Here is a 26,131-nt window from a genome sequence, read left to right as displayed (position 1 = left end):
ATGAGAATCACGCAAACACCCGTCCCCCGGCGGCGGGGCCGTACCGTTCGCTCCGTCGCCGTCGCCCTGCTCGCCGTTCTCGCCCTGATGCTCTCCGCGTGCGCGGGCAGCGGGGGCCCGGAACAGTCGCAGGCCACCGGCACCGGCGAGGTGGCCAAGGACACCTCGGGCACCGTCCGCATCCTGATGGAGAACGTGCCCGACACCGACATCGTGAAATCGATGGTGGCCGACTTCAACAAGAGCTTCCCCGACATCAAGGTCGACATCGAATCCCTGACCTATGACCAGATGCGCGACAAGCTGGTGTCCTCGTTCCAGTCGTCGGCACCGAACTACGACCTGATCGTCGTCGACAACCCGTGGATGGTCGACTTCGCCAACGCGAAGTTCCTGCAGCCGCTCGACGCGCGCATCGACAGCACCCCCGACTACGACGCCGCCGACTTCTTCAAGCCCCTGACCGACATCACCACCGTCGACGGGGTGCGCTACGGCGTGCCGTTCTACAACTACGCGCTCGGATACCTGTACAACGCAGACGATCTCGCGGCCGCCAACCAGCAGGTGCCCACCGACCTCGACCAGTTGGTCAGTGTCAGCAAGGCGCTCAAGACCCCCGAGCGCGCCGGCATCGCGATGCAGCCGCAGCGCGGCTACAAGATCTTCGAGGAGTGGGGCAACTGGCTCTTCGCCGCGGGTGGCTCCATCTACGGCGCCGACGGCAAGGTCAGCCTCAACACCCCCGAGGCGAAGCGCGCGCTCGAGGCCTACATCGACACCTACAAGACCGCGGCGCCGGCCAACAGCCTGAACTGGAGCATGGACGAGGCCCAGCGGTCGGTGTCGGCCAACCAGTCGGCGTCGATGATCAACTACAACTGGCAGCTGCCCGCGATCAACGAGCCCGGCTCGGGACCGGCCGCCGGCAAGGTCAAGCTGGCCCCGATCCCCGGCGGCAAGCAGGTGCTGGGTTCATGGAGCTGGGCGATCCCCGCCAACTCTGCGAGCTCCGACGCGGCGTGGGCCTTCGCGTCGTGGATCACCGCCAAGCCCAATGACGTCACTCGCGTCGAGAATGGTGGGGCCGCGATCCGCAAGAGCACGCTCTCCGATCCGGCTGTGCTGCAGGGCAAATTCGGTGCCGACTACTACAAGACGGTCGAGCAGCTGCTCGCCAATTCGGCGCCGTTGAGCCAGGGGCCCAGCGGTGAGGAGATGATCCAGGCCGTCGGCACCGAACTGAACGAGGCCGTGGCCGGTACCAAGAGCGTCGATGACGCGCTGGCCGCCGCCCAGGCCGCGGCCGAGAAGATCCAGGGCTAGCCGGGCCCCGAGAGCCGGAAGCCGACCACCCCACGAAAGGAGCGCAGACCACCATGAAATTCGCTCATGGCATGGTCACCCCCCTCGTCGCCCTTTTCGTCGGGGTGGTCGGTTTCCCCCTCGGGTACGCCGCGTACCTGTCGGCCACCGACTACAAGCTCACCGACCGCGGGGCGCCGAAGATCGTCGGCGCCGAGAACTACGCCGCCACCTTCGGCGACGCCGCCTTCTGGCATGCATTCGGCACCACCGCGCTGTTCGTCGCGGTGGCCGTCGGAATGGAGTTGATCCTCGGCCTGGCAATTGCCTTGGCATTGCAGAAGCAGCGATGGGCGCGCGATCTCACCCGGTCGATGCTGCTGGCACCGATGTTCATCACCCCCATCGCGGTGGGGCTCACGTTCCGCTTCCTGCTCAACGACCAGATCGGGGCGATCCCGGAGCTGCTGCGCGCACTCGGCATCTCCTATGACTTCTTCGGGCCCGGGCGGGCGCTGTTCACGATCGCCTTCATCGACGTCTGGCAGTGGACACCGTTCATGGTGCTGCTGCTCCTCGCCGGCCTGGAATCGATTCCGCGCGAACCGATGGACGCCGCGCGGGTCGACGGTGCGGGCGCCTTCTACGTGTTGCGCCGAGTGACGCTGCCGCTGCTGGCGCCGGTCCTGGTCGTGGCGATCCTGCTGCGCTGTCTGGATGCGATGAAGGTGTTCGAGTACGTGTTCGCGACCACCCGCGGCGGCCCGGGCACCGAAACCGAGACCCTGCAGTACTTCATCTACCAGACCGGTATCCAGTTCTTCCGGCTCGGATCGGCGTCGTCGATGGCGTTCGTGGTGCTGGTGGTGGTGCTGGCCGTCATCGTGGTCGCGTTCCGCCGCATGGACCGGGCCCGAGAGAGGACCCAGACGCGATGAGCCGCTTCTCACTCCTCGGGGTGCTGCGGGTCGCGCTGCTGTGGGCGGCCGGCATCACCGTCGCGTTCCCGCTGCTGTGGATCGCGCTGGCCAGCGTGAAAACCCCTGCGCAGCTCGATGATCCGTTCCTGCTGAGCTTCACCCCGACGTTCGCGAGCTGGCGCAACGTGCTGGCTTCGGACATCCTGGGTGCGGCGGGACGCAGCGCTCTGGTCGCGTTCGTGACCGTCGGCATCAGTGTCGTCGTCGGCAGCATGGGGGCCTACGCCATCGCCAGGTTCCGGGCCGGCGGCACCCTGACCCGGTTCGGGATGCTCGCCGCACAGGTGCTGCCGCCGGCGGTTCTGGTGTTCCCGTTCCTGACCATGGCCTACGCGCTTCGGCTGACCGACACCCTGGTACCGGTGATCTTCGCGCATCTGAGTTTCGTTCTGCCCGTGGTCACCTGGTTCCTGATCGGGTTCTTCGAGGCGGTGCCGCGCTCCCTGGAGGAGCAGGCGCAGGTCGACGGCTTCACCCGGTTCGCCGCGTTCCGGTTGGTGGTGCTCCCCCAGGTGCTCCCCGGCATCGGCGCCTCGGCGATCTTCGGATTCACGCTGTCGTGGAACGACCTGTTCTACGGCCTCATCCTGGCGCCGGGCAAGGCGGCGATCCTGCCGGTGGCCATCGCCGGATTCAACACGTTCCGCGGAGTTCAGATCGGCTCGATGAGCGCGGCGATCCTGATCGCGGTCATTCCCGTCGTCGTGGCGAGCTTCTTCATCCAGCGCAGGTTGGTGCAGGGCATCAGCGGCGGCGCGGTGAAGTTCTAGGAAGGCATCTATGGCGAATGTCCGCTTCTCCGGCGTCACCAAGGCGTACGGAAACACCTCGGTGGTCAGCGATCTCGACCTCGAGCTGCCTGATGGCTCGTTCACGGTGCTGGTCGGCCCCTCGGGCTGCGGCAAGTCGACGTCACTGCGCATGCTCGCAGGACTGGAGACCGTCACGTCGGGCACCATCACGATCGGCGAGCGCGACGTCACCCACCTGCAGCCACGCGACCGCGACATCGCGATGGTGTTCCAGAACTACGCGCTCTACCCGCACCTGACCGTCGCGGAGAACATCGCGTTCCCGTTGCGGGCGACCCGCACGCCCCGCCGCGAGGCGCTCTCGCGCGCCGGCGAGATCGCCGAATCACTCGGCCTGGACAAACTGTTGTCCCGCAAGCCCAAAGATCTCAGCGGCGGCCAGCAGCAGCGGGTCGCGATCGGCCGGGCCATCATTCGAGAGCCGTCGGTGTTCCTGTTCGACGAGCCGCTGTCCAACCTCGACGCGAAGCTGCGCGTGGAGACCAGGACCGAGCTGCTGCAGATCCAGCGGCGGCTGGGGATCACGTCGGTGTACGTGACCCACGATCAGGAAGAGGCGATGACGCTCTCGGACCGGATGGTGGTGATGCGCGACGGCCACATCGCCCAGCAGGGCCCACCGCAGGAGGTCTACACACAGCCCGCCGACACCTTCGTCGCCACGTTCGTCGGCAGCCCGAAGATGAACCTGCTCGACGGTGAGTTCAGCGGCCGGGAATTCCTGCTGGCCAACGGCTTTGCGCTGACCACCGATCAGGCCGGCGCCGACGGGCAGCTGACACTCGGCGTGCGACCCGACGATCTGCAGCTCACCCCGACCGACTCGGACACCGCTGCCGCGGCCCGCGTCACGCTGATCGAGAATCTCGGCCCCCGCGCCATCGTCACGATCGACGCGCGCGGCACCGAGATTACCGCCGTCGTCGAGGGTCCCGCGCTCGCGGGTATCGCCGAGGGCACCCCGGTCGCGCTGTCCGTACGGCCGGGAGCCACCCACCTTTTCGACGCCGCCACCGGGCAGCGATCCGTTTAGAGACACGAGAGGAACACAACACCTGATGAGCAGAACCGTCGTGGTGACCGGCGCAGGCTCGGGCATCGGCCGAGCGATCGCCGGTGAACTCGCCCAGCGGGATTGGCGGGTGATCGTCACCGACCTCGATGCCGACGCCGCCGCGGCGGTAGCCGGCGCGCTGCCCGGCCCCGATGCCGGACACGAGTCCGCCGCACTCGACGTCACCGACGCGGCCGCCGCCTCCGCGCTGGCTGCCGACGTCGCCGAACGGCTCTGTCTGCACGCCTGGGTGAGCAACGCCGGCATCTCGTTCATGCACCGTTTCCTCGACGCACCCGTCGAGCGCTACGAGCAGACGATGGCGGTGAACCTCAAGGGCGTGTTCGTCTGCGGTCAGGCCGCGGCCCGGGAGATGGCGCGGACCGGGGTGGCGGGCGCGATCGTCAACACCGCCTCGATGGCCGGCAAGCAGGGGCGCGTGCCGTACCTGTCGGATTACGTCGCCTCCAAGTTCGGGGTCGTCGGCCTCACCCAGGCGATGGCCTACGAACTCGGCGAATACGGCATCACCGTCAACTGCGTGTGCCCGGGTTACGTCGAAACACCCATGCAGTCCCGTGAATTGGAGTGGGAAGCGCAGCTGCGCGGCACCACGCCCGACGGGGTGCGCGACATGATGCTCGCCGACACTCCCCTGGGCAGGCTCGAACAACCCGAGGACGTCGCGCGGGCGGTCGCGTTCCTGCTCTCCGACGACGCCCGATTCATCACCGGGGAAGCGCTGGCCGTCAACGGCGGCGCCTACATGGACTGAGATCCCGCAACTCTTTCGAAGCTGTACAACAGAAAGGCACTCCTGTGACCACCACCTGGCTCGACGAGGTTTTCGGCGTCCGCAAGCCCGTCATCGCCATGCTGCACCTGTCCGCCCTGCCCGGGGACCCGGGCTACGACTCGGCCGGCGGCATCGCCGCGGTGCTCGATCGGGCCCGCACCGAACTCGACGCACTGCAGGGCGGCGGCGTCGACGGGATCATGATCAGCAACGAGTTCAGCCTGCCCTACCTGACCAAGACCGAACCGATCACCGCGATCACGATGGCGCGCATCATCGGGGAACTGCTGCCCGACATCAGCGTGCCCTACGGGGTGAACGTGCTCTGGGATGGCCGCGCCTCGATCGATCTCGCGGTCGCCACCGGGGCGTCATTCGTGCGGGAGATCTTCACCGGCGTCTACGCCAGCGATTTCGGTCTGTGGGACACCAATGTCGGTGAGGTGGCCCGGCACCGGGCCCGCGTCGGCGGCGCGGGGGTCAAGCTGCTGTTCAACATCGTCCCGGAATCGGCGCAGTACCTGACCGACCGGGATCTGGCCGCGATCACCCGCACCACCGTGTTCGCCACGCTGCCGGACGCGATCTGCGTCTCGGGCGCCACCGCCGGCTCCCCGACCGACACCGAGGCGCTCAAGGTGGTCAAGGACGCCGCCGGCGCGGTGCCGGTGTTCGTCAACACCGGTGTGCGGGCCAACAACGTCGCGAGCCAGCTCGCCATCGCCGACGGCGCGGTGGTGGGCACCTACTTCAAGAAGGACGGCGTGTTCACCAACCCTGCCGAGAAGTCGCGGGTGGAAGAACTGATGACCGCGGCCAAAGAGTTCCGGCAGACCCAGCGATGACGGCGCTGCAGCCGAACGGGGTGCTGCGCGCCGCGCACGTGCCCGTGGAGCTGGTCGACGTGCCAGCCGATCAGAGTGTGGCGGGGCGGCCGCAGACCGGCAGCGTCGAGCTGGGCACCCTCGGTGAGGTCGAGGTCGGCATCTGGGAGATGACCGAGGGCACGATGACCGATGTCGAGAGCGACGAGATCTTCGTCGTGTTGTCGGGCCGAGCCACGGTCGAATTCGCCGATGGCACAGCGCCATTGACGCTCGTAGCGGGCGATGTCGTGCGGCTGGCCGAGGGTGCGCGCACCACTTGGACCGTGACCGAGCGGCTGCGCAAGGTCTACCTCACCTGATCGCGATCCCCAGTTCGTCGGGTGGCACCACGTGCCCGTTGTCGCAGACGATCTCGACGCGCGCCTGGGCCCCACACTCGAGGTGCTTCAGCCGTAGCGCCGAGTCGCCGAGGTGCTTGCGGCCCCACTCGAACATCGCCCACACCACCGGCATGAACTCCGTCCCGGCCTCGGTGAGCACGTACTCGTCGCGGACCCGCTGGCCCGGTTCGCGGTAGGGCTGCTTGGCCAGCAGACCGGCGTCGACGAGTTCGGAGAGCCGGGCGGACGTGGCCGCCTTGGTGATGCCGACGCGGCGGGCGAAATCGTCGAAGCGAGTGGTGCCGTAGAAGGCCTCCCGCATGATCAGCATCGCCGACTTGGTGCCGACCAGCCCCATGGTCTTCTCGATCGGGCACTTGCCGATGGCCGACCAGGCGTCGCGGTCGGCCAACGGGCCCTGCAGCACTGTCATGCAGATCACTCCCCTGCTGGGTTGTTGTCGGTGAACTCAGCTGTTACATCTGAGTATAGAGAGCAGTACTCAGAGTCGAGTCTCAGGAGGACCCATGGCCGAATACTCCGACCGCGACGCCGTCATCGTCGGCGCAGTGCGAACCCCCGTCGGTAAGGGTAAGGCCAGCGGCGCGCTGCACGACGTGCTGCCCGCCGATCTACTCGCCCACAGCCTGCGCGAGGTCGTCACCCGCACCGGCATCGACCCGGCCGACGTCGACGACGTGATCGCCGGTGCAGTCACCCAGGCCGGTGACCAGGCACTCAACATCGCGCGAAACGCCGTGCTGGGCGCAGGATTCCCCGAGTCCGTTCCGGGTACGACGGTCGATCGCCAATGCGGCAGCAGCCAGCAGGCGATCAGCTTCGCCGCCCAGGGCGTGCTCGCCGGTGCCTACGACATCGTCATCGCCGCGGGTGTCGAATCGATGAGCCGGGTGCCGATGGGCGCGGCCGTCCTGCCGGGTAGCAGCCCGTTCGGCGACGGTGTGGCGCAGCGCTACCCCGACGGCCTCGTAGCCCAGGGCATCAGCGCCGAACTGATCGCGGCGAAGTGGAATCTGTCGCGCACCGAGCTCGACGAGTTCTCTGCCGAAAGTCACCAGAAGGCGGCCCGCGCTGCCAAGGACGGGCTGTTCGACGCCGAGCTCACACCGATCGCGGGGTTGACCCACGACGAGATCATCCGTCCCGACACGACGGTGGAGACACTCGCCGGGCTGAAGCCCGCGTTCTACAACGAGGCCATCGGCGCACGCTTCCCGCAGATCGACTGGCGGATCACCCCGGGCAACAGTTCGCCGCTGTCCGACGGCAGCGCCGCGGTGATGATCACCAGCGGGGCCGCCGCGCGCCGGCTCGGTCTGACACCGCTCGCCCGCATCCACACGACGGTCGCGGTGGGCTCGGACCCGCTGTACATGCTGACCGGCGTGATCCCCGCGACCGCGAAGGTGCTGGCGCGTTCGGGCCTGTCGCTCGACGACATCGACCTGTTCGAGGTCAACGAGGCGTTCGCCCCGGTCGTGCTGTCGTGGGCCCGCGACACCGGCGCGGATCTGACCCGCACCAATGTCAACGGCGGCGCGATCGCGATCGGGCATCCGCTGGGGGCCAGTGGCGCCCGCATCATGACCACGCTCGTCAATGCGCTGCACCAGCGAGGGGGTCGCTACGCCCTGCAGACCATGTGTGAGGGCGGCGGGATGGCCAACGCCACGATCATCGAGCGGCTCTGACATGCCGACCGAGACCCGCTTCGACGGAGTCCGGGTGCGCTACGACAGCGCCAAGAGTTACGACGACCTGGTCGCCGCGCTGCTCGCCGACATCGGCGAGCAGCCGGTGCCGATCGACGAGATCGGCGCCACCGGCGGCGATTGGGAGGCCTACCAACGTCGCGTCGAACCCTACGTCGGACCCAGCGGATTCATGCTGTTCGCTCAGCTCGATCACGGGGCCTGGATCGGCAAGGCCGGCATCGAGCGCAAGGTGCTGCGGGTGATCCTCGGCAATCCGCTGATCGCGATCACGATGCTGAGGCACGACCAGACGGCGGGGCTGTTCGTCCCCGTCGAGGTGCTGATCCTCGACGAGAACGGGAGCAGCAGCCTGACCTACGTCAGGCCGTCCTCGTTGATGCCGGTCGACGACAATGCGCAATTGCGTAGCGCCGCTGAGGCACTCGACGTGAAATTGGCAGCGTTGGCCGCCAAGGTCACCTCGTGAGCTCGAACAGCGGGATGACCCGGCTCGTCTTGGCCTGGTACTCGCCGAACTGGGGAGCCTTCTCGACGACACGCGGGTACAGCGCGTCGCGCTCTTCGCGGGGCAGCTCCCTGGCCTGCGCGTCGTAGGCCTCCTCGCCGATCTCCACGTGCACCGCCGGGTGGGCGCGCAGGTTGTGCACCCATGCCGGAGCCTTCGGCGCGCCACCCATCGAGCCGGCGATCAGGATGCGGCCGTCGATGTCGAAGTACACCAGCGGGGACACGCGCGGCTGCCCCGACTTGGCGCCGGTGGTGGTCAGCAACACGATGGGCGAGCCCTCGAACGGTCCGCCGACCTTGCCGCCGTTGGCGCGGAACTCGTCGACGACCTGCCGGTTCATCTCGTTGAGCGCGTCGGCGTTGTTGACCAGTTCTTCTGAGTTGAATTCGGTGTCACTCACACCTGGACACGACCCGCAGGACGCGAAATCTATTCCCCGTAGCGTCGGCGGCCCGCCGTGTAATACGGCGCTTTGCCGATGCGCGCCGAGAGGAACGACAGCACCAGGCCGAAGGCCGAAAGCCCCACGCCGAAGGCGATCTCGATCCCGTTGAGGGAACCGGACGCCAGCGCATAGACGATGACGAAGGCCAGGAAGAGGGCACCCAGGCCCGGCATCACGCCACCGATCACGAAATCGCCGACCGAGCGGGTGATCTGGGAGCGATAACACCAGATGGCAGTGCTGGCGGTGAGCAGGTAGAAGATGGCAGCCATCAGGCCCAAGGTGCTGACGATGTCTGCCAGCGCGGCGCCCACTGAGCTGATCATTGTCGAACCCCAGAGGAACACGACGTTGAGCAGGCCGAAAACCAGCGTGGCGTTCCACGGTGTGCCGAAGCGGGCGCTGACTCCGGCGAACCAGGAGGGGATGACGCGGTCGCGGCCCATCGCGAAACCGATGCGCGACGAGCTGACGATCGCGGCCAGAAGCGACGCGAGCGTGCCGCCGAGCACGGCCGCGATCATCACCTCTTTCCAGAAGCCACCGCCGAGGCGCTCCCCCACGAAGGCCAGGATGTTGGCGGCGTGGTCCTGCATCTCCTGCATGGGTGCGATGCCCTGGAACGCGAGCACGGTCACCGAATAGATGACGAACAGCAGGACGACGCTCGTCACCGCAGCCCGCCCGGCTTTCTCGCCCGAGGCCTCCTCACCGACGTAGGCCGCGGTGTCCCAGCCCGAGTAGAGGAAGATCGCAAGCAGGACACCGGCGATGAGCGAATCGAAGCCCCCGGCGCCACTGACGGTGAACCACGACGAGTCCACCGCTACCACTCCGGGGTGATCGGAACTGATGTAAACGACCGCGGCAACCGCGAATCCGAGAACCAATGCGTATTCGAAGACTGCCCACATCCACTGGAACTTCGCGGACAGCTGAGCACCCAGTGCGGCGATGACGAGCACGACGACGTTGAACACGGTACCGACGGCGGCCACCGCGACGGCGTCATTGGCCGCGTCGTCGGAGAAGAAGCTCAGCAGGTAGCTCCCCAGGGGGATCGTCAGGCTGGTGGTGCCGACTGTGTAGTAGAGCAGCATGATCCAGCCGGCGAAGAAGCCGATGTGCGGGTTGAGGACCCGGCCCACCCACGAGTAGGTCGCGCCCGCACTGGGTTGCCATGCATGGAGCCGCTGGTAGCCGAGCGCGATGCCGAGCATGGGCACGAAACAGATCAGGATCGGCAGGAAACCCGCGTACGAGACGGTGGCGAGGATTGCCGCGAGCGTGACCGCGACGCTCTGGGTGGGACCTGAACTCGCGAGCGCCATCACGACGACGTCACCGGCGCGCAACGCCCCGGACCTCAGCGTGCCTCGCTGTTGATTCTGCTCAGATGCGGTGTCAGACACGGCGAATACTCCTCGGGCTTGGCCCCCGCGCCAACATAATACTCAGTATATTGTCCTGCAACTCGAAGGTTGGTCGGTGCGAGACCTCGCCCGACGATGCGAATGGAGTTCTGGCGTGACGTCATCCGAGTGGGCCCGGACGGACCTGACGGCCCTCATCACGACCATCGCCCGGCAGTGGTCGATCCCGGGAGGTGCGGTCACGGTCGTGGACCGGCACGGTGAGGTCTTCAGTCATTCGTTCGGCTACGCCGATCTGGCTGCCGGCATCGCGGTCGCTCCCCGCCATCGCTTCCAAATCGGCTCCATCAGTAAGACATTCACTGCGATCGCGGCACTGCGCGCCGTGCGGAGTGGACAGCTCTCGCTCGACGAGCCGGTGAGCGCCGTCCTGGACTGGTTGCCCGAACCGCTCGATGACGACGCGCTCACAGTGCGGAGGTTGCTCAATCACACTGCGGGCCTGGTGTCCAGCGTCGACGCCGTGCCCGACGACATCGGTCAGGCGATCTGTTTTCGGGGCTCGCTGTCATCAGCCGCGCCGGGCAGCTTCTTCCACTACTCCAATCTCGGGTACATCCTGACCGGCCTCGCAGTCGCCCAGATCTCCGGCCGGAGTCTGGTCGAGTTGGTCTGCGACGACATCCTGCGACCCCTCGGCATGTCGGACAGCACCGCCTGCGTCACCTACGACGACGACCCGGCCATGGCCCGCGGCTACCGACCGCTGCGCGACGATCGTCCCTGGATTCCGGGCGACCCCGTGACGGCCGTGCCCTATCTCGAAGTGGCCGGCGCCGACGGCAACATCGCGGCGACGATCGCGGACCTCGCGCGTTTTGCTCGGATGCTTCTGGGGCGAGGCACCATCGACGGCCACAGCTTCCTCGAGGTCGAGGAATTCGCCGCCATGGTGCACGCCACCGCACCGTCGGGAGAGGATGTCCTCGCGCTGCCGGGTGTGCCGGCATCGACGACCAGTCGGTACGGCCTCGGCGTGAACGTCGAGCAGATCCATGGCCGCACTGTGCTGTCGCATGGAGGCGGAATGGTCGGGTACGCGTCGTTTCTGCTCGCCGACCTCGACCACGGGCTGGCCGTCTGTGTCCTGACCAACGCCAACGGTGACTCGCCGGTGGCCGAAGCGCTTGCCCGCACCGTCGCCGCGGAGTACGAACACCCCGGTTCGGTGCCTCGGGACGACCTGGACCCCTCCTGGTGGGACGCCGAGCAGGCCGCCGAACGCGTCGGTGAATTCACCCACACGGCAGCTGGTTCCGAACCGCGCATCCTGCGATGCCTTGTCACCGAGCGGGCCGGTACTCGCGTCCGGCTCGGCATCGACTCCGGGGGCGACACCGGAGGCGACACGGCACCGCTGCTGCGCACGTGGGGCGACACGGCGCTGACGCGATACCGTGGCCTGCGCGCCTTCCCGTTGCACTTCGACTCCGGCGCATGGCATTGGGGCCCGCGCACTTTCACTCGCGGCGACAGCCGGGGACAGCGACTGCCAGAGCCGGCGGACGCCGCGCTGTGCGGGCGCTACCGTTCCTACACGCCGTGGTTCACCAACTTCCGCGTGGTGGCACGGGGCGGTCGACTTCTCCTGATCGCGCCGGGTGGTGTCGAGGCGCCCGGCGGCGAGGTCGAACTGGTGCCCCTCGGCGATCGTGTCTATCGCATCGGTGCCGATCCCCGCCTCCCAGAACGCCTCACCTTCGGGCCGCTGGTCGGCGGTGCGGCGGCATGGGCCGAACGCGACGGCTGCCGCTACTCGCGCGCTTTCACCGACTGAACATTCGGTCGTTCATCTCGAGGGCGGCCGCAGCAGGCGGGTCGACGATCACGACCGCATGCGGATGGCGCTGCAGGATCGACGCCGGGCACTGCGTGGAGACCGGTCCGCGGACGGCGGCGGCGAGCGCCTGAGCTTTCGCCGCTCCGGTCGCGATCAGGACGGCGGTGCGCGCCTGCATGATCGTGGCCAATCCCTGCGTGACACAGCGGGTCGGCACGTCATCCAACCGGTCGAAGAACCGGGCGTTGTCCCGCCGGGTCGACTCGGCGAGAGCCGCGACCCGCGTGCGTGACGCGAACAGCGACCCCGGCTCGTTGAACCCGAGGTGCCCGTTGCGGCCGATCCCCAGGATCTGCAGATCGACTCCGCCGGCCGCACGGATGGCGTCCTCGAAGTCGCAGCACGCGGCGTCGAGATCGTCCCCGATCCCGGTGGGCACTCGAACACGCAGGGGGTCGAGGCCCAGGGGCTCGGTGACGTGGGTGCGGATCACCGCGGCGTAGCTCCGCCGATCCTCCGGTGGCAGACCGACGTACTCATCGAGGGCGAAAGCACGTACCTGGCTCATGTCGAGACCGCCCTGCACATGCCGGACCAGCTCGGAGTACAGGCCCAACGGGCTCGACCCCGTCGCCAGCCCCAGCACCGCGGTAGGCCGTCGACGGACGAGCTCGACTACCTGCGCTGCCGCGGTCACCGCCACCCCGGCGGCGTCGTGAGCGACGACGATTTCCACGTTTGTCCTCATTCCTTGTATAACGATGTCGACACTATGCGGGACGGCAGCGACACCGCAGGTGCCGGAAGGCAAGACTGGGGCATGATCGGTCGTAGCCCACCTTGGAGGAGATGTGACCGGAGGGGTATCGGACAAGCCCACAGCGACGGACACGAGTCGGCCGCCGCGTGCCCTGCGCTATCAACATGTCTACGACCTGGTCGTGAACATGATCGAAGAACAAGGCCTGCGCGAGGGCGACCAACTGCCGAGCACCGCAGAACTCGCCGAGATCGCCGGAGTCAGCGTCATCTCGGTGCGCCGCGCCCTGGACGAACTGACGCGCAGCGGCAAGATCGTGCGACACCAGGGTGTGGGCACCTTCGTTGCGCCACAGCGATTGGTCAGTGAGCCGTCGCGGCCCGGCGCGCTGCTGGACACCCTGACCAGCCCGGGCGGCGATGTCGAGCTCACCACCGAGCTCGTCAGCATGGTCGTGGGACTGCCCAGCGCGAAACACGCTGCAGCGCTGGGAATCGACGCCGGCCAGCCGGTGTGGGAGATCAGCCGACTGCGTCGCCTCGGCAGCGCGCCGAAGGTCCTGGAGAAGGCTGTCCTCCCTCTGCAACTCGTGCCATCGCTGGACGAGACGCGCATCGCCGACGGCGGATCGCTCTATGGCTTTCTCTCCGAGCGTTACTCGCTCACAGACGATTTCGTCGAGCAGGTCTTCGAGGTCGATCAGCCCAACTCCTGGGAACGCGAACATCTGCAATTGTCGGCGAAGGTCAATGTGGTGCGGATCCGCGGAATCAGCGTCACCGCTGCCGGCGTCGCCTTCGACAGCTTCCAGCAGACCTACCCGGCTCGCGAGTTCCTGTTCTACGTCTCGGGCAACTCCGGGCCGCGGTTGATGGAGTCGCACGACAACGGACCGTGGTCGGTGCGACCGCTCGGCGCACCGCCGTCGGCCGGCGACGACTGAGGTCATCGGCACGCTCGGGTCACAGCCGCCTCCGCGCGGGGTCGGGGCTCGGCACACTCGCCAGCAGTGTGCGGGTGTAGTCGGCGCGGGGCTCGTGGACGACCTGCCACGCCGCCCCTTCCTCGACGATCGCGCCGTCTCGCATCACGATGATGCGGTCGGCGTAGGCAGCGGCCGTCGACAGGTCGTGGGTGATCATCAGAATCCCCATCCGGTGTTCGCGGCGCAACGCGTCGAGCAGTTCCAACACACCCGTACGCACCGACACGTCGAGCATCGACACCGGTTCGTCGGCGAGGAGCAACCGTGGCCGTAGGACGAGGCTGGCCGCTATCGCCACGCGCTGACGTTGCCCGCCCGACAGTTCGTGCGGGAACCTGTCCGCGAACGTCGCGGGGTCGAGCCCCACGTCGCGCAGCGCTTGCGCGGCCAAAGTCCGTCGCTCACCCCTGCCGGTGCCGATGCGATGGACCACAAGCGGCTCGGCGACGGTGTCGGCGACGCGCAGTCGACCGTCGAGCGCCTCGTACGGATCCTGGTAGATCATCTGGACGTCTCGACGCAATGGTCGCCACGCCGCAGCATTCAGGGTGGTGATCTCCTTGCCACCGATTCGGATGGAACCCGACCGCACCGGCTGCATTCCCAGGATCGCCTGCAGCGTCGTGGTCTTGCCGCACCCGGACTGGCCGACGAGAGCGACCAGCTCACCCTCGCCGACCGTCATGCTGACGTCGGCGACCGCGTCCGGCGGTCGCGAGGACGTGTCCTCGTCTGCTTTGTGGCGTGTCCACCGTCGCTGCCGCGGGCGCGCCACGTCGCCGAATGTCACGCGCAGGTCCGCCACCTCGAGCAAAGGTGTTGTTGGCAGCGGACTTTCGCGGGCATCACCGACAGCGGCAAGGTCGGGCGTGGACTCGAACAGTTGACGGGTGTAGGGATGGGTGGGCCGTCGATACAAGTCCTCGACCGTGCCTTGCTCGACGATCCGGCCGTCGCGCATCACCGCGGCCCGCGTGCACGCCTGCGCCACCACACCGAGGTCGTGAGTGACCAGAACCAACGCCAACCCGAGCTCGCTGGACAACGAGACCAGCAGGCGCAGCACCTGGTCCTGCACCACGACATCGAGAGCCGTGGTCGGTTCGTCGGCGAGGAGCACCTTGGGTTCGCACGCCAGCGCCATGGCGATCACCGCACGCTGTTTCATCCCGCCGGACAGTTGGTGTGGGTACCGGGCGTCGGTGCCCGGTGCCAGCCCCACGAGTTCGAGGAGCTCGCGGGTGCGTTCGACTGCACGGCGGCCGTGGGCGATCCCGTGGACCTCGAGCGCCTCGCGGATCTGCCGGCCCACCGTCATGACCGGGTTGAAAGCACTCATCGCACCCTGGAACACCATCGCGACGTCGGTCCAGCGGTGCGCACGGATCCCCGCCTCACCGCCGGCGAGGATGTCACGGCCGCCCACGCGGATCTGCCCGCCGACCGTGGCGGTGGGGGGCAACAAACCCAGCGCGGCGAGAATCGTGGTGGTCTTCCCGCACCCCGACTCGCCCACGAGTCCGACCCGCTCCCCCGGCGCCACGGTCAGCGACAGATCCTTGACGGTGTGAACCTGGTTGCCGCCGTGGTGATCTCGCGGATCGAACCAGACGTCGAGACCCACGAATTCAAGGGCGTTCGCCGGCGCGGTCACAGCGCATCACCCCCGCGTCCCACGAGGGGCCGCATCCGCCACGACGACGTCGACAGGTACGACGAACGCAACCGGGGGTTCAGTCCGTCTTCGATCGAGTTGCCCACCAGGTAGCAGCCCACGATCAACGCCGCGACGCACAGCCCTGCCGGAACGATCGCCCACCAGGCACCGGTGCTGATCGCGCCCCGTTCGAAGGCGTGCTCCATGATGGTCCCCCAGGTGACCGCGGTCGGATCGGACAGACCGAGAAAGGCCAGCGCCGTCTCGTTGAAGACGGCCAGCGTGATCGCCAGAACCGTGTTGGCGATCACCAGCGGTCCCAGCTGCGGCAGGATGTGCGTGGCGATGATGCGGGTGTGGCTGGCTCCGATGGAGACCGCCCTGCGGACATAGACCCGCTCCCTCAGCGATTTGACCTGTGCGCGAATGACTCTGGCTGTGCTGGTCCACATCAGCAAGCCGATGACCATGATGACGTGCGTCAAGCTCGGCCCCCACACGGCGGCGACGACGATCATCAGCACGATCTGCGGAACCACCATGAAGTAGTCGGTGACACGCATCAACACGCTGTCGACCCAGCCGCCGAAGTATCCGGACAGCACACCGACGATCGTTCCGATCACGATGGCGATCACCGCGGCCGTGAACCCGACGAACATCGACACCTGGCCGCCCTGCACCACGAGACTGAGTACGTCGACACCGCCGTCGTCGCAGCCAAGCCAATGGCGGCCCGAGGGCGGATCGAACACCGGACAACTGGGGGTCGAGGTGCTATAGGGCTTGAGCACCGGCGAGAAGACGGACACCACAAGGAAAACCGAGATGACGGCGAGACCTACGAGGGCGGGCGGCCGCTTCATGGCGGTACGGAGAGCTCCCCAGGCACCACTGCGCTGTTCCCGCCGCGCCGGGACGAGGTTTTCCTCGGCAGTCATTGCGACACCCGGGGGTCGAGCCGGAAGTACAGCAGGTCTGCGAGGTAGTTCAGCACGACCACGGTCACGGTGATGGCCAGGAAGCCTCCCTGCAGCATCGGGTAATCCCTCTGCAACACAGCATCATAGAGCGCCCTCCCGATGCCCGGCCAGGAAAAGATCACCTCGACGAGGATGGAGCCGCTCACGACAGCGCCCAACGACAGCGCAACCTGGGTGATCGTCGGTAGCGCGGCGTTGCGCAGGGCGTATGACCAGATGATCCTGCGCCGCGACAACCCCTTGGCCCGGGCGGTCAGGATGTAATCCTGACCGAGGGTCTCCACCATCGCCGAGCGCACGATGAGCGCATTCTCGGCGTACAGCGTGAGCACGAGGGTCAGTACCGGCAATGCCATGTGCAGGAGGAGATCGGCGAACTGCTCTCCTGGCGAGAGGGCAACGGCGAAGGGGTCGCGCATACCCACCGAGGGCAGCACCCCGGCGAACAGGATGAGCAACATCATGCCGAGGAACTGCGTCGGAAAAGCGTAGAACGCGACGGCGATGCCGGTCGAGAGGTGGTCGGCCACGGTGTTGCGCCGTACGGCGGCGTACACGCCGACGGCCACGCCGAGGAGGATCGCCAGGATGGTCCCGGTCGCGACCATCGGCAGCGTGTTACCGAATGCTTCGATCAGGTTGTCCAGCACCGGTTGCCGATTGGTGAACGAGACACCCAGGTTGCCGCGGCAGAGTTGCTCGACGTACAGCAGGTATTGCTGCCAGAGCGACTTGTCGAGACCGAATTCGACCTCCAGTGCGTGACGTAGCGCCGGCGAGGCGTTGGGGATTCGCGACACCCGGGTGACCGCGTCTCCGGGCAGCACCCGGAACAGGACAAAGTTGACCGTCAGGGCGATGACGATGGTGGCCACGGCGAAAAGCGAACGCTTCCAGAGGTACCCGCGCACCCACTCCCCTTCCTCCAGTTGACAACCCGCTCATGTGAGTCATGATACTAAGCACAACAAGTGACCATGCGCACCTCGAACCACGACGTCGAGGGAAAGCCTTGTCCAGAGAGGATGCCCGTTGATGAGGTGTAGAGGTGCGCTCGCGGCGCTGATCGCCGTCGCCGTGATGATCGCCGGGGCCGGCTGTAGCTCTCGCGATTCCGGCTCGACAGTTCTGCGGATCGGGGTCAGCGCGACCATCGACTCCCTCAATCCGTTCGTGTCCAGCTCCGACTACAGTAGCGTCGTCTTCGAGTACGTCTATCCGCATCTGACCGAATACGACACGAAGAACATGTCGCTGCAGCCGTCGTTCGCGACCTCGTGGAAAACCTCGCCCGACGGTCTCGTGTGGACGTTCGACACGGCCGAGAACGCGACGTGGTCGGACGGGAAGCCACTGACGGCCAAGGATGCAGCCTTCACCCTGAACACCATCGGCAAGTTTCGCGACGGCGCCGCCGGCAAGCTGGCTGGGTTCATGCAGGGGCTGACGTCGGCCACCGCCGACGGCGACAACCGCCTGACCCTCACCTACTCGGCGCCGGTGTCCAATGTGCTCGCTCAGATGACGCAGCTGCCGATCCTGCCCGAACACATCTGGTCGCAGTACGCCTCCGGGGACGGCAAGGAGCTCACGACCTTCGCCAACGAGGCACCGATGGTGTCCGGCGGGCCCTTTCGGCTGACCGAGTACCGCAAGGACCAGCTCGCCCTGTTCGACCGCAACCCCGCCTGGTGGGGCACGGCGAAGCCGACCATCAACGGCTTCGGCCTCCAGATCTTCGCCAACTCCGACGCGATGGTGACGGCGCTGCGGACCGGCCAGGTCGACATGATCGGCGAGTCGACCCCCGCTACCACCGTGCCCTCCCTCAAGGAGGCCAACATGGTGGTCGACACTGCGCCGGGCACGGGTTACTACGAGCTGATCGTGAACACCAACCCCAAGAAGAAGAACCATCCCGAACTCCTGGATCCCGCGGTGCGCAAGGCTTTCGAGTACGCGATGAACCGATCCGAGATGGTCAGTACGGCATGGCTCGGGATGGCCACACCGGGCTCGACGATCGTGGCTCCCGCCACCGGGTTCCACGACAGTTCGATCCAGGGTCTGCCCTTCGACCTCGCGCAGACCAATGCGATCCTCGACGGCCTCGGTTTCCGGCGGGGCGCCGACGGCATCCGTGTGGCCAACGGGGTGCCGATGAGTTACGACGTCGTCTTCCCGACCGAGATCAACGGTGCCGGCGACCGGATGTTCCAGACCATGCAGAACGCCCTGCGCGAGGCGGGCGTCAACCTGGTGATGCGCAAGATGGACACCGATGCTGCCAGCGCGGCGATCATGGGACCGGACAACACCTACGACGACTTCGACCTCGCCATGTGGGACTGGATCCCGCCGGTGGATCCCGACTTCCAGCTCAGCGTGCTCACCTGCGCACAGTGGGGCAACAACAACGACAGCGGTTATTGCAATCCCGAGTACGACAAGCTCTACGCCGCCCAGGGAATCGCCCGCACCCGGGAGGAACGCCAACAGATCGTCGACAAGATGCAGCAGTTGGCCTACACCGACCGGCCCTACATCGTGCTGGTGTACCAGAACGTCATCGAGGCGCACAGTCCCGCGTGGACGGGTTTCCTGCTCTCGCCGCTCGTCGGCTCGGTCAACAACCTCTCCACGCAGACGCTCATGCAGGTCAGGCCGGCCTAGTGGACACCGTATCGCTGACGTACCACCACTCGGCCGAGCTCGCCGCGTTGCTCGCCGACCCCCAGGGGGCGACCGTCGTCGTCGGTGTGCCGCGCGGATCGCGCGGCGTGTACCCGGGACCAGGAGCGGCACTGCTCACCGAGGCACTCGGCGTTGACGTCGTCGATCTGGTGGTCACCGATCCGGAGTTCGACGGCGGCGCCACCTCGCGATCAGTGCTCGCCGTTCCCGGACCGTCCGGCGCGGTCCGGGTGGTGGCGGTGGGCCTCGACGGCGGACGCCCGACATCACACGGGCTGTTCGACGCCGCTCTGGCTGCGCGGGCCGGAGTGACGGTGCTGTCGCTACTGGCGCTCGAGGCCGAGAACGCTCTGGGCGCGGTCGCCGAGGGCCACGCGCTCTCGGCGTGGCAGTACCACCGCGACGGTGGTCCGGCCGAGGCACGAATCCACCTCGTCGGCGCGACCGCGACCGATTCGGACGCCGTCCTCTCGCGTGCCGCGACGGTGGCACGAGCCACTGGATGGGTCCGCCAACTGGTGGAGACTCCCCCGAACACGTTGTCGCCCTTGGCTTTCGCCGCAGCCGTGACCGATTTTGCCGAGCAGACCGCGCCCGGTTCGGTGGTCGTCGAGACGTGGGACGCCGATGCACTGCGTGACCGCGGGTTCGGCGCCACCCTGGCGGTGGGCGAGGCGAGTGCCCGCCCGCCGCTGGCCGTCGTGGTGCGGATCGAGGGTGAGGCGCAGGGGATCGGGCTGGCGGGCAAGGGCATCACCTTCGACTCCGGGGGGATCAACCTCAAGCGCGACGGCGGCGAGTTGAGCTGGATGAAATCGGATATGGCGGGTGCGGCGGCCGTCGCGGCGGCGGTGATCGCGGCTGCGGCCCTCGGCCGGACGGCCCCCGCAGTGGCGGTGCTGCCGGTGGCCGAGAACATGCCAGGCGGAGCCGCTCTGCGGCCCGGCGATGTCGTGCGCCACCCCGGTGGACAGACCACCGAGGTCCTCGACACCGACTGCGAGGGTCGTCTGGTCTTGGCTGATGCACTGAGTTGGCTTGTCGGACAGAATCTGTCCGGCGTCATCGACGTCGGGACGCTGACCGACTCGGGGGGCGTCGGCCCCGCTTATTGGGGTTGCTGGACCAATGCGGTGGCTCTTGCCGACGATCTCATCGACTCCGGGAGAAGGGCATTCGATCCCGGATGGCAGCTTCCCCTGCACCCGACCTACGCCGCGATGCTTCCCTCGCGCGTCGCCGACATCGCCAACGCTGCGCCGGATTACCCCGATTCAGGGCAGCTCGCGGCCACGTATTTGAGCTCTCTCGTCGGCGACACACCCTGGGTGCACATCGACAACGGGTCGGCAGCCTGGCTGGAACGCGACGCTCACCCGTGGCCCGCCGGCGCCACCGGCACCCCGGTGCGCGCACTCGTGGAGTACCTCCATCCGTCGGCGTGAAGGCTTTCGCCATACATACTTAGTATACTAAGCTTGATCCTGAAGGCTCGGACTCCGAAGAAGAGGATATGGACACACACGCCATGACGTCGTTCGACACCGCCTACGCCGAGCGGACCACCGCCACCAAGGCCCTCTACGACCGCGCCCGCCGCACCATCCCCGGCGGCGCCGGCAGCACGGCGCGTCTGCCACGCAACGGCTGGAAGCCCTACCCGCTGTTCATGAGTGAGGGCAAGGGATCCCGGCTGCGCGACGCCGACGGCAACGAATACATCGACTACCTGCTGGGCCTCGGGCCGATGATCCTCGGACATCGCCACCCCCAGGTGACGCAAGCCGTCGTCGATGCGGTCAGCCAGTACGGCACGTGCTTCGGTCTGCCCTACGAACTCGAGATCGAGGCCGCCGAGAAAGTCGTCGCGGCCGTCCCCGGTCTCGAGCAGGTCCGCTTCACCAACTCCGGTTCCGAGGCCGTCGGGACGGCCGTTCGGCTCGCCCGCGCCACGACCGGGCGACGCCTCATCGTCCGCTTCGAGGGTCACTACCACGGCTGGCAGGACACGGTGTACTGGTCCAATCACGTCGATCCGGTGCTGGCCGGGCCCGCGGACAATCCGCGCCCCGTCGCCATGGGCCCGGGCGTGCCCGCCGAACTCGAGGACACCCTTGTCGTCCTCACCTGGAACGACCCGGAGAGCTTCGTCCGCCTGATGGAGCAGCGCGGCGAGGAGGTGGCCGCTGTGCTCACCGAGCCCGCGGTGTTCAACACCGGATGCATCCTGCCCGAGCCCGGCTACCTCGAACTGCTGCGGGAACAGACGACCAAGTACGGCGCCATGCTCATCTTCGACGAGGTCATCACCGGCTTCCGGTTCGCCCGCGGTGGGGCCCGCGAATGGTTCGGGGTGCACTCCGATCTGACCACCTACGCCAAGGGCGTCGGCGGCGGATTCCCCGTCGCCGCCATCGGCGGCACCACCGAGGCGATGCGCATGATCGCCGACGGCACCTACTCACACTCGGGCACCTACAACGCCAACGTCGTGCAATGTGCCGCCGTATCGGCCACCATGGACGTGCTGGCCACGCCGGGCCTCTACGAGCGCCAACGCGCACTCGGCGACCGGCTGGGCAGCGGACTCAAAGCGCTGGCCGACGAGAAGGGAATCGACGCGTACGTGGAAGGCATCGGCACGGTGTTCCAGTTCTGGTTCACCGATCGCCCCATCAAGAACTGGCGCGACGCTGCCGCCCACGCTCACGAAGACATCTTCACCCGCTGGTACCAGGAGATGGTGGTGCGCGGAATACTCTTCCACCCATTGCAATTCGAGAATCTGTTCGTCTCGCTCGTACACACCGACGCCGACATCGACGAAACCCTGACCGCGGCCGAGAGCGCCCTGACCGTGGTGGCGCGTGAGCGCTGAGGCACCGACCCTGGCGATCGGCCTCGATCTCGGAACCAGCAGCCTCAAGGCCGTCGCCGTCGACGACACGGGGCGGTGCGTGGCGCGTGCGCGCGCCGACTATCCGACGGAGCAGCCTGAAATCGGTGCGGCGGAACAGAATCCGAGTCGCTGGCTGGCTGCATGCGACACCGCGGTCCGCACCCTGGCGCGCGCCACCAACCCACGGTCGTGGCGGGCCATCGGCCTGTCTGCGATGTTGCCCACGCTGGTGAACCTGGACCTCAGCGGCGCCCCGCTCGGGCCGGCGGTGACGTGGATGGATGCCCGCGCCGAGGCCGAGGGACAGCGAATCCTGGCCCGCACCGACCCGGAGGTGTGCTACGCCAGGACCGGACAGCGGTTCGACGGCCGCTACCTTCTCGCAATGCACCTTCGTCGGGTGGAACGAGGGCTACCGAAAGACGCGATCACGTGCGGCGCCAAGGACTTCCTGTTCGCGACCCTGACCGGTGAACTGCTCACCGACCCGAGCACCGCCGCCGGCTACGGCGCCTACGACCTACATACCGGAGAGTGGGACGACGACATGCTCGCGGCGGCGTCCGTCCAGTCGGTGCCGGCCGTGGTTTCCTCCGCGACGACACGACCCCTTCGCGCCGACGTCGGGGGCCGATGGGGATGCGCGGCAGGCATTCCTGTCACCGTCGGAGCCGCCGACTCGGTAATGGGCGCGTACGGCTTGGACGTGCGCGGCCCCGGCGACGTCGCCTACATCGCCGGTACCAGTAACGTCATCCTCGGGTGGGCTCCGAACCCCGCGACCGATCCGCAGGGGCGCTACCTCGTGACCCCTCTGGCCGGCGACGGGTTCGGCCTCGAAATGGATTTGCTCGCAACGGGTTCAGCTCTGGAGTGGCTCGCCGGCCTGCTTGCCGTCGACGGCCCCGCGGCGGTGGCCGAACTGGCCGCGTCCGCAAGTCTCGACGATGCTCCCCTGGTGCTGCCCTACCTCTCGCCCGGCGAACAGGGTGCGCTGTGGAATCCAGATCTCGTCGGTGCGATCGAGGGACTGACCCTGCGTACCACGCCGGCCGACCTCGCCCGGGGGCTGACAGCAGGGATCGTGCTGGAGTCGCGGCGTTGCACCGAAGTACTGGCCGAGGCCACAGGTTCATGTGGTCCACTGGCGCTCAGCGGCTCGGGTGCGGCGTCGACGACGTTCCGCCGCGACCTCGCCGACGCCACCGGACGCACCGTCGTCTTCGACCCCCATGAACGCGACCACTCCGCGGTCGGTGCCGCGACGTTCGCCGGATGCGCGGCGTTGGCGTGGTCACCGCACGTGGACCGGCAGACCCACCGAGCCGAGGTCACCGAACCCGATCCGGGCCGCGCCGAGCGGTGGGCCGAACGCTTTGCCCGCCACGACGATTCCGTGCGATCGCTGGCCGCGCGCGTCGCCACGAATCATGCCGCGGAGCAGAAGCGATGACCCAGATCGGCACACCCGGCGACATCGATCTGTCCTTATACCCGGACGGCACGACACTGGACTCCGCCGGGCGTCTCCTCGTCGGCGGATGCCGCGTCGATGAACTGGTCCACCGATACGGCACGCCCGCGTACCTCATCGACGAGGGCGCGTTGCGCCGGACCGCCCGCCGCTACCTCGACGCCTTCACCCGCCGCCACCCGCGATCACTGGTCCTGTTCGCGGCGAAGAGCTTCCCGTCGGCATCGGTGATCGGTGTGGTCCAGGAAGAGGGGTGCGGCGTCGACACCGCTGCGGCAGGTGAATTGGCTCTCGCGCTCGCCGCCGGCGCCGACCCCCGTCGAATGGTGTTCCACGGCAACGCCAAGACCGACGACGACATCCGCGCCGCGCTGCGCGCACGGGTGCGCTACACCGTCGTCGACAACCTCGATGACGTCGAGCGCCTCGCCAGACTCGCGGACGAACCCGTTCCGGTACTTCTGCGGGTGAGCCCCGCACTCGACGCCAAGACACACCAGGCCATGATGACCGGCCACGACGCGTCCAAGTTCGGGATCCCGTCCGACCAGGTCGACGAGGTGATCGGGATCATCACCCGGGAACCTCGACTCGACCTGCGAGGCCTGCACGCACACGTCGGTTCGCAACTGCTCGACCTCGACCAGTTCTCCGCCGCGGTGCGCGCTCTCGCCCAATTCGGCCGATTCGGCGCCTACGACCTCGGCGGCGGCCTCGGTGTCCGATACACCAGCACTGATCATGCGCCCTCGGTCGAGGACTATGCGCAGCACATGGTGTCAGCTGTCCACCGCCACCTCGGCGAGGGCGTCGAACTGCTGGTGGAGCCGGGGCGGTCGATGGTCGCGCGCAACGGCATCACCGCCTACCGCGTCGTCACCGTCAAACGGGGGGCACGCACGCACGTCGCTGTCGACGGAGGAATGGGCGACAACCTCGAGGTGTCGCTGTACGGCCAGCCGTTCCAACCGTCGGTGATCGATCGCAGCGGACCGACTGAAACCGTCGACATCGTGGGCCGGCACTGTGAATCAGGCGACGAGATCGCCCACGGCATCACAGTCGTCCAGCCGCAGGTGGGCGATCTGATCACCGTGCCGGTCACCGGGGCGTACTGCTACACGATGGCAAACAACTACAACACGGCTCTCCGACCACCCGTGGTGTTCTGCCGCGACGGAGTCGCGCGACTGGCGGTGAGGCGGGAAACCCTCGACGACCTGATGCGGCGCGAACAGCTGATCCCACCGCAGGCGCCGAACTAGACGCGGTTCAGCTCGAACAGCGGGATGACCCGCGACGTATTGGCCTGGTAGCCCGCGAACACCGCCGAGTACTGGACGACTTTCGGCCAGGTCGCGTCACGCTCGTCGGCGGGTAGTTCGCGCGCCACCACGTCCCACGTCTCGGTACCGACCTCGATCCGTGCCCGCGGGTCGACGCGCAGGTTGTGCACCCACGCCGGATTGTTGGGTGCGCCGGCATACGAACCGACGATGATCATCTTCTCGTCGATGGTCAGATAGGCCAGCGGGGAGAGCCGCGGTTGACCCGATTTCGCCCCGACGGTGTGCAGCAAGAGCAACGTGCCGCCCTCGAAGGGACCGCCGACCTTACCGCCGTTGGCCCGGAACTCCTCGACGATCTTCCGGTTGAAGTCGTCGAGGGCCGCCGTGTCGGAGACGAGCTTCGTCTTGTCGATCTCACTCATGATGTGGTGGTCCTTTCCGGCTTCGGATCTGCTCGTGTCTGCCGCCACCAGGCGACGACGAAGATGACCATCGCCGAGGCGAGCGCGACGAGGACCCACAGGATCACCGCCTGGTCGATCCACGCTCCGGGCGGCGGGGCCCCCGGCAGGATATTGCGCAATGGGACGACGGCGAACAGCATCGCGGCGAACCAGGTGATGAACGGCGGCTGGAACTTGCGGCGGTTCAGCAGCATCTCGATCGCGACGAACAGTGCTGTGGCAGGTAAAGCGAGCAGCACCAACAGGATGCCGATGTCGATGGCAAGAGCACCCCTGGTTCGTTCCAGACCGAACTGCACGGTGTTGATCTGGCCCCACGGCCCGTCCAGTGTGCTGATCCTGGGCTCGATCTGCCAGGCGTTGACACTGCCGGCCACCACGATCGATGCCGGCACGCTGCGTCGTGCGGCGCCCTGTCCTACGAAGGCCTCCACGCCGATGACATCGGTTCGGAAGGAGTCGAACGGCCAGTCGTCGGGCTCACCCACAGCGATCAACGACGTCGACGCTTGATTACCCCGGAGATCGTCGTGGATGTAGATCAACTGGCCTGCGTCGGTCCACGAGCTGAGCCGGATCGTCGCGTCTCGCGTGGCGTCAGGCCCGTCTGCGAGCAGGTCGGTGCCCGGGTGCAGCACCACATCGACGGCCAGTTCGTTCTCCGGCGCATCGACCTGCCGGAGCCGCACGATCACAGATGTCTGCGAGGACAGCGACGTCCCGTCGAACGCGAAGTGCTGAGGCGGTTGCTCGAGGATGCGGTAACCGACGAGCGACGCGATGTAGACGGCCAGGATTGCCAGGGCGGTGGTGAGCACCGTCGCTGTGAGCGTCCGCGGTCGAGTGCGTTCGTCGGTGGACCGCGACACG

General features: G+C 67.4%; 25 protein-coding genes. 16 read left to right on the top strand and 9 right to left on the bottom strand.

Going from position 1 to position 26,131, the window contains the following annotated elements:
- From DMB80_RS06080 to DMB80_RS06050, 7 genes are read left to right on the top strand one after another with little or no spacing between them, the layout of a single operon-like run.
- Positions 1 to 1,326, top strand: a complete 1,326-nt coding sequence (locus DMB80_RS06080) for an ABC transporter substrate-binding protein (RefSeq protein WP_111509005.1) — start codon at positions 1 to 3, stop codon at positions 1,324 to 1,326.
- A 53-nt stretch (positions 1,327 to 1,379) separates the two neighbouring features.
- Positions 1,380 to 2,243, top strand: a complete 864-nt coding sequence (locus tag DMB80_RS06075; protein ID WP_111509004.1) for a carbohydrate ABC transporter permease — start codon at positions 1,380 to 1,382, stop codon at positions 2,241 to 2,243.
- A complete protein-coding gene (locus DMB80_RS06070; protein ID WP_111509003.1) occupies positions 2,240 to 3,055 on the top strand; it encodes a carbohydrate ABC transporter permease in 816 nt (271 codons plus the stop codon). Before DMB80_RS06075 ends, DMB80_RS06070 begins: the two co-directional genes overlap by 4 nt.
- A gap of 10 nt (positions 3,056 to 3,065) precedes the next feature.
- Positions 3,066 to 4,130 carry an ABC transporter ATP-binding protein gene (locus tag DMB80_RS06065; protein WP_111509002.1) on the top strand — a complete coding sequence of 355 codons (1,065 nt, stop codon included), beginning with the start codon at positions 3,066 to 3,068 and terminating at the stop codon, positions 4,128 to 4,130.
- Between the two features lie 25 nt (positions 4,131 to 4,155).
- The gene (locus DMB80_RS06060) at positions 4,156 to 4,926 is read left to right on the top strand and encodes an SDR family NAD(P)-dependent oxidoreductase (protein WP_111509001.1); all 771 of its coding nucleotides are present in this window, start codon (positions 4,156 to 4,158) and stop codon (positions 4,924 to 4,926) included.
- Between the two features lie 44 nt (positions 4,927 to 4,970).
- Positions 4,971 to 5,792 (top strand): BtpA family protein, encoded by an 822-nt coding sequence (locus tag DMB80_RS06055; protein ID WP_111509000.1) that lies wholly within the window; start codon positions 4,971 to 4,973, stop codon positions 5,790 to 5,792.
- Complete coding sequence (locus DMB80_RS06050; RefSeq protein ID WP_111508999.1) at positions 5,789 to 6,133, top strand: cupin domain-containing protein; 345 nt, start codon at positions 5,789 to 5,791, stop codon at positions 6,131 to 6,133. The genes DMB80_RS06055 and DMB80_RS06050 overlap by 4 nt, the downstream gene beginning before the upstream one ends.
- On the opposite strand, the gene DMB80_RS06045 is transcribed toward DMB80_RS06050, so the two are convergent.
- A complete protein-coding gene (locus DMB80_RS06045) occupies positions 6,126 to 6,587 on the bottom strand; it encodes a winged helix-turn-helix transcriptional regulator (RefSeq protein WP_111509062.1) in 462 nt (153 codons plus the stop codon). The two genes, DMB80_RS06050 and DMB80_RS06045, sit on opposite strands and share 8 nt — an antisense overlap.
- Before the next feature lie 94 nt (positions 6,588 to 6,681).
- Here DMB80_RS06045 and DMB80_RS06040 point away from each other — a divergent pair, with 94 nt between their 5' ends.
- Positions 6,682 to 7,866 carry a thiolase family protein gene (locus tag DMB80_RS06040; protein WP_111508998.1) on the top strand — a complete coding sequence of 395 codons (1,185 nt, stop codon included), beginning with the start codon at positions 6,682 to 6,684 and terminating at the stop codon, positions 7,864 to 7,866.
- 1 nt (position 7,867) lies between these two features.
- On the top strand, positions 7,868 to 8,356 hold the full coding sequence (locus tag DMB80_RS06035; protein WP_111508997.1) for a DUF302 domain-containing protein: 489 nt from the start codon (positions 7,868 to 7,870) through the stop codon (positions 8,354 to 8,356).
- Here the strand turns inward: DMB80_RS06035 and DMB80_RS06030 are convergent.
- On the bottom strand, positions 8,346 to 8,738 hold the full coding sequence (locus DMB80_RS06030) for a nitroreductase family deazaflavin-dependent oxidoreductase (RefSeq protein ID WP_111509061.1): 393 nt from the start codon (positions 8,736 to 8,738) through the stop codon (positions 8,346 to 8,348). The two genes, DMB80_RS06035 and DMB80_RS06030, sit on opposite strands and share 11 nt — an antisense overlap.
- 89 nt (positions 8,739 to 8,827) lie before the next feature.
- Entirely contained in the window at positions 8,828 to 10,255 is a 1,428-nt protein-coding gene (locus tag DMB80_RS06025) for an APC family permease (RefSeq protein ID WP_162938421.1), read from the bottom strand.
- A 115-nt stretch (positions 10,256 to 10,370) separates the two neighbouring features.
- On the opposite strand from DMB80_RS06025, the gene DMB80_RS06020 reads away from it, so the two are divergent.
- Entirely contained in the window at positions 10,371 to 12,053 is a 1,683-nt protein-coding gene (locus DMB80_RS06020) for a serine hydrolase domain-containing protein (RefSeq protein ID WP_162938420.1), read from the top strand.
- Here DMB80_RS06020 and DMB80_RS06015 read toward each other — a convergent pair.
- Positions 12,043 to 12,792 carry a glucosamine-6-phosphate deaminase gene (locus DMB80_RS06015; protein ID WP_240431032.1) on the bottom strand — a complete coding sequence of 250 codons (750 nt, stop codon included), beginning with the start codon at positions 12,790 to 12,792 and terminating at the stop codon, positions 12,043 to 12,045. The two genes, DMB80_RS06020 and DMB80_RS06015, sit on opposite strands and share 11 nt — an antisense overlap.
- 115 nt (positions 12,793 to 12,907) lie before the next feature.
- On the opposite strand from DMB80_RS06015, the gene DMB80_RS06010 reads away from it, so the two are divergent.
- Positions 12,908 to 13,759 (top strand): GntR family transcriptional regulator, encoded by an 852-nt coding sequence (locus DMB80_RS06010; protein ID WP_111508993.1) that lies wholly within the window; start codon positions 12,908 to 12,910, stop codon positions 13,757 to 13,759.
- A gap of 19 nt (positions 13,760 to 13,778) precedes the next feature.
- Here the strand turns inward: DMB80_RS06010 and nikE are convergent, their stop codons facing one another.
- Genes nikE through DMB80_RS05995 form a run of 3 tightly spaced genes read right to left on the bottom strand, consistent with a single transcriptional unit; the run spans position 13,779 to position 17,352 of the window.
- Entirely contained in the window at positions 13,779 to 15,455 is a 1,677-nt protein-coding gene (gene nikE / locus DMB80_RS06005; protein WP_111508992.1) for a nickel ABC transporter ATP-binding protein NikE, read from the bottom strand.
- Positions 15,452 to 16,399, bottom strand: coding sequence for an ABC transporter permease (locus DMB80_RS06000; protein ID WP_111508991.1), 948 nt, complete (start codon positions 16,397 to 16,399; stop codon positions 15,452 to 15,454). The genes nikE and DMB80_RS06000 overlap by 4 nt, the downstream gene beginning before the upstream one ends.
- Positions 16,396 to 17,352 (bottom strand): ABC transporter permease, encoded by a 957-nt coding sequence (locus DMB80_RS05995; protein WP_111508990.1) that lies wholly within the window; start codon positions 17,350 to 17,352, stop codon positions 16,396 to 16,398. Before DMB80_RS05995 ends, DMB80_RS06000 begins: the two co-directional genes overlap by 4 nt.
- A gap of 124 nt (positions 17,353 to 17,476) precedes the next feature.
- On the opposite strand from DMB80_RS05995, the gene DMB80_RS05990 reads away from it, so the two are divergent.
- From DMB80_RS05990 to lysA, 5 genes are all read left to right on the top strand, one after another.
- Positions 17,477 to 19,114: an ABC transporter substrate-binding protein gene (locus DMB80_RS05990; RefSeq protein WP_111508989.1), complete on the top strand. Its 1,638-nt coding sequence runs from the start codon at positions 17,477 to 17,479 to the stop codon at positions 19,112 to 19,114.
- The gene (locus DMB80_RS05985) at positions 19,114 to 20,580 is read left to right on the top strand and encodes a leucyl aminopeptidase family protein (RefSeq protein ID WP_162938419.1); all 1,467 of its coding nucleotides are present in this window, start codon (positions 19,114 to 19,116) and stop codon (positions 20,578 to 20,580) included. Before DMB80_RS05990 ends, DMB80_RS05985 begins: the two co-directional genes overlap by 1 nt.
- Positions 20,581 to 20,648: 68 nt before the next feature.
- Positions 20,649 to 22,013, top strand: coding sequence for an aspartate aminotransferase family protein (locus DMB80_RS05980; protein ID WP_240431030.1), 1,365 nt, complete (start codon positions 20,649 to 20,651; stop codon positions 22,011 to 22,013).
- Entirely contained in the window at positions 22,003 to 23,487 is a 1,485-nt protein-coding gene (locus DMB80_RS05975) for a xylulokinase (protein ID WP_111508987.1), read from the top strand. Before DMB80_RS05980 ends, DMB80_RS05975 begins: the two co-directional genes overlap by 11 nt.
- Positions 23,484 to 24,773, top strand: coding sequence for a diaminopimelate decarboxylase (lysA, locus tag DMB80_RS05970; RefSeq protein WP_111508986.1), 1,290 nt, complete (start codon positions 23,484 to 23,486; stop codon positions 24,771 to 24,773). Before DMB80_RS05975 ends, lysA begins: the two co-directional genes overlap by 4 nt.
- Here the strand turns inward: lysA and DMB80_RS05965 are convergent.
- Positions 24,770 to 25,219 (bottom strand): nitroreductase family deazaflavin-dependent oxidoreductase, encoded by a 450-nt coding sequence (locus DMB80_RS05965; RefSeq protein WP_111508985.1) that lies wholly within the window; start codon positions 25,217 to 25,219, stop codon positions 24,770 to 24,772. The genes lysA and DMB80_RS05965 overlap by 4 nt on opposite strands.
- Entirely contained in the window at positions 25,216 to 26,130 is a 915-nt protein-coding gene (locus DMB80_RS05960; protein WP_111508984.1) for a DUF4436 domain-containing protein, read from the bottom strand. The genes DMB80_RS05965 and DMB80_RS05960 overlap by 4 nt, the downstream gene beginning before the upstream one ends.
- Between the last annotated feature and the right edge of the window lies 1 nt (position 26,131).

The organism is Mycobacterium kyogaense (assembly GCF_003254575.1).
In the GTDB taxonomy this organism is placed as follows: Bacteria; Actinomycetota; Actinomycetes; order Mycobacteriales; family Mycobacteriaceae; genus Mycobacterium; species Mycobacterium kyogaense.
The sequence above is the reverse complement of the archived record's forward strand: the minus strand, read 5'-3'. Positions and strand labels throughout refer to the sequence as shown.

Excerpts from the sequence above, each read along its gene's own strand:
- DMB80_RS05980 (WP_240431030.1), top strand. The coding sequence starts at position 20,649 with ATGGACACACACGCCATGACGTCGTTCGACACCGCCTACGCCGAGCGG.
- DMB80_RS06075 (WP_111509004.1), top strand. The coding sequence starts at position 1,380 with ATGAAATTCGCTCATGGCATGGTCACCCCCCTCGTCGCCCTTTTCGTC.
- DMB80_RS05990 (WP_111508989.1), top strand. The coding sequence starts at position 17,477 with ATGAGGTGTAGAGGTGCGCTCGCGGCGCTGATCGCCGTCGCCGTGATG.
- DMB80_RS06030 (WP_111509061.1), bottom strand. The coding sequence starts at position 8,738 with ATGAACCGGCAGGTCGTCGACGAGTTCCGCGCCAACGGCGGCAAGGTC.
- DMB80_RS06035 (WP_111508997.1), top strand. The coding sequence starts at position 7,868 with ATGCCGACCGAGACCCGCTTCGACGGAGTCCGGGTGCGCTACGACAGC.
- DMB80_RS06040 (WP_111508998.1), top strand. The coding sequence starts at position 6,682 with ATGGCCGAATACTCCGACCGCGACGCCGTCATCGTCGGCGCAGTGCGA.
- DMB80_RS06065 (WP_111509002.1), top strand. The coding sequence starts at position 3,066 with ATGGCGAATGTCCGCTTCTCCGGCGTCACCAAGGCGTACGGAAACACC.
- DMB80_RS06000 (WP_111508991.1), bottom strand. The coding sequence starts at position 16,399 with ATGACTGCCGAGGAAAACCTCGTCCCGGCGCGGCGGGAACAGCGCAGT.
- DMB80_RS06060 (WP_111509001.1), top strand. The coding sequence starts at position 4,156 with ATGAGCAGAACCGTCGTGGTGACCGGCGCAGGCTCGGGCATCGGCCGA.
- lysA (WP_111508986.1), top strand. The coding sequence starts at position 23,484 with ATGACCCAGATCGGCACACCCGGCGACATCGATCTGTCCTTATACCCG.
- DMB80_RS06080 (WP_111509005.1), top strand. The coding sequence starts at position 1 with ATGAGAATCACGCAAACACCCGTCCCCCGGCGGCGGGGCCGTACCGTT.
- DMB80_RS05965 (WP_111508985.1), bottom strand. The coding sequence starts at position 25,219 with ATGAGTGAGATCGACAAGACGAAGCTCGTCTCCGACACGGCGGCCCTC.
- DMB80_RS06070 (WP_111509003.1), top strand. The coding sequence starts at position 2,240 with ATGAGCCGCTTCTCACTCCTCGGGGTGCTGCGGGTCGCGCTGCTGTGG.
- DMB80_RS06050 (WP_111508999.1), top strand. The coding sequence starts at position 5,789 with ATGACGGCGCTGCAGCCGAACGGGGTGCTGCGCGCCGCGCACGTGCCC.
- DMB80_RS06045 (WP_111509062.1), bottom strand. The coding sequence starts at position 6,587 with ATGACAGTGCTGCAGGGCCCGTTGGCCGACCGCGACGCCTGGTCGGCC.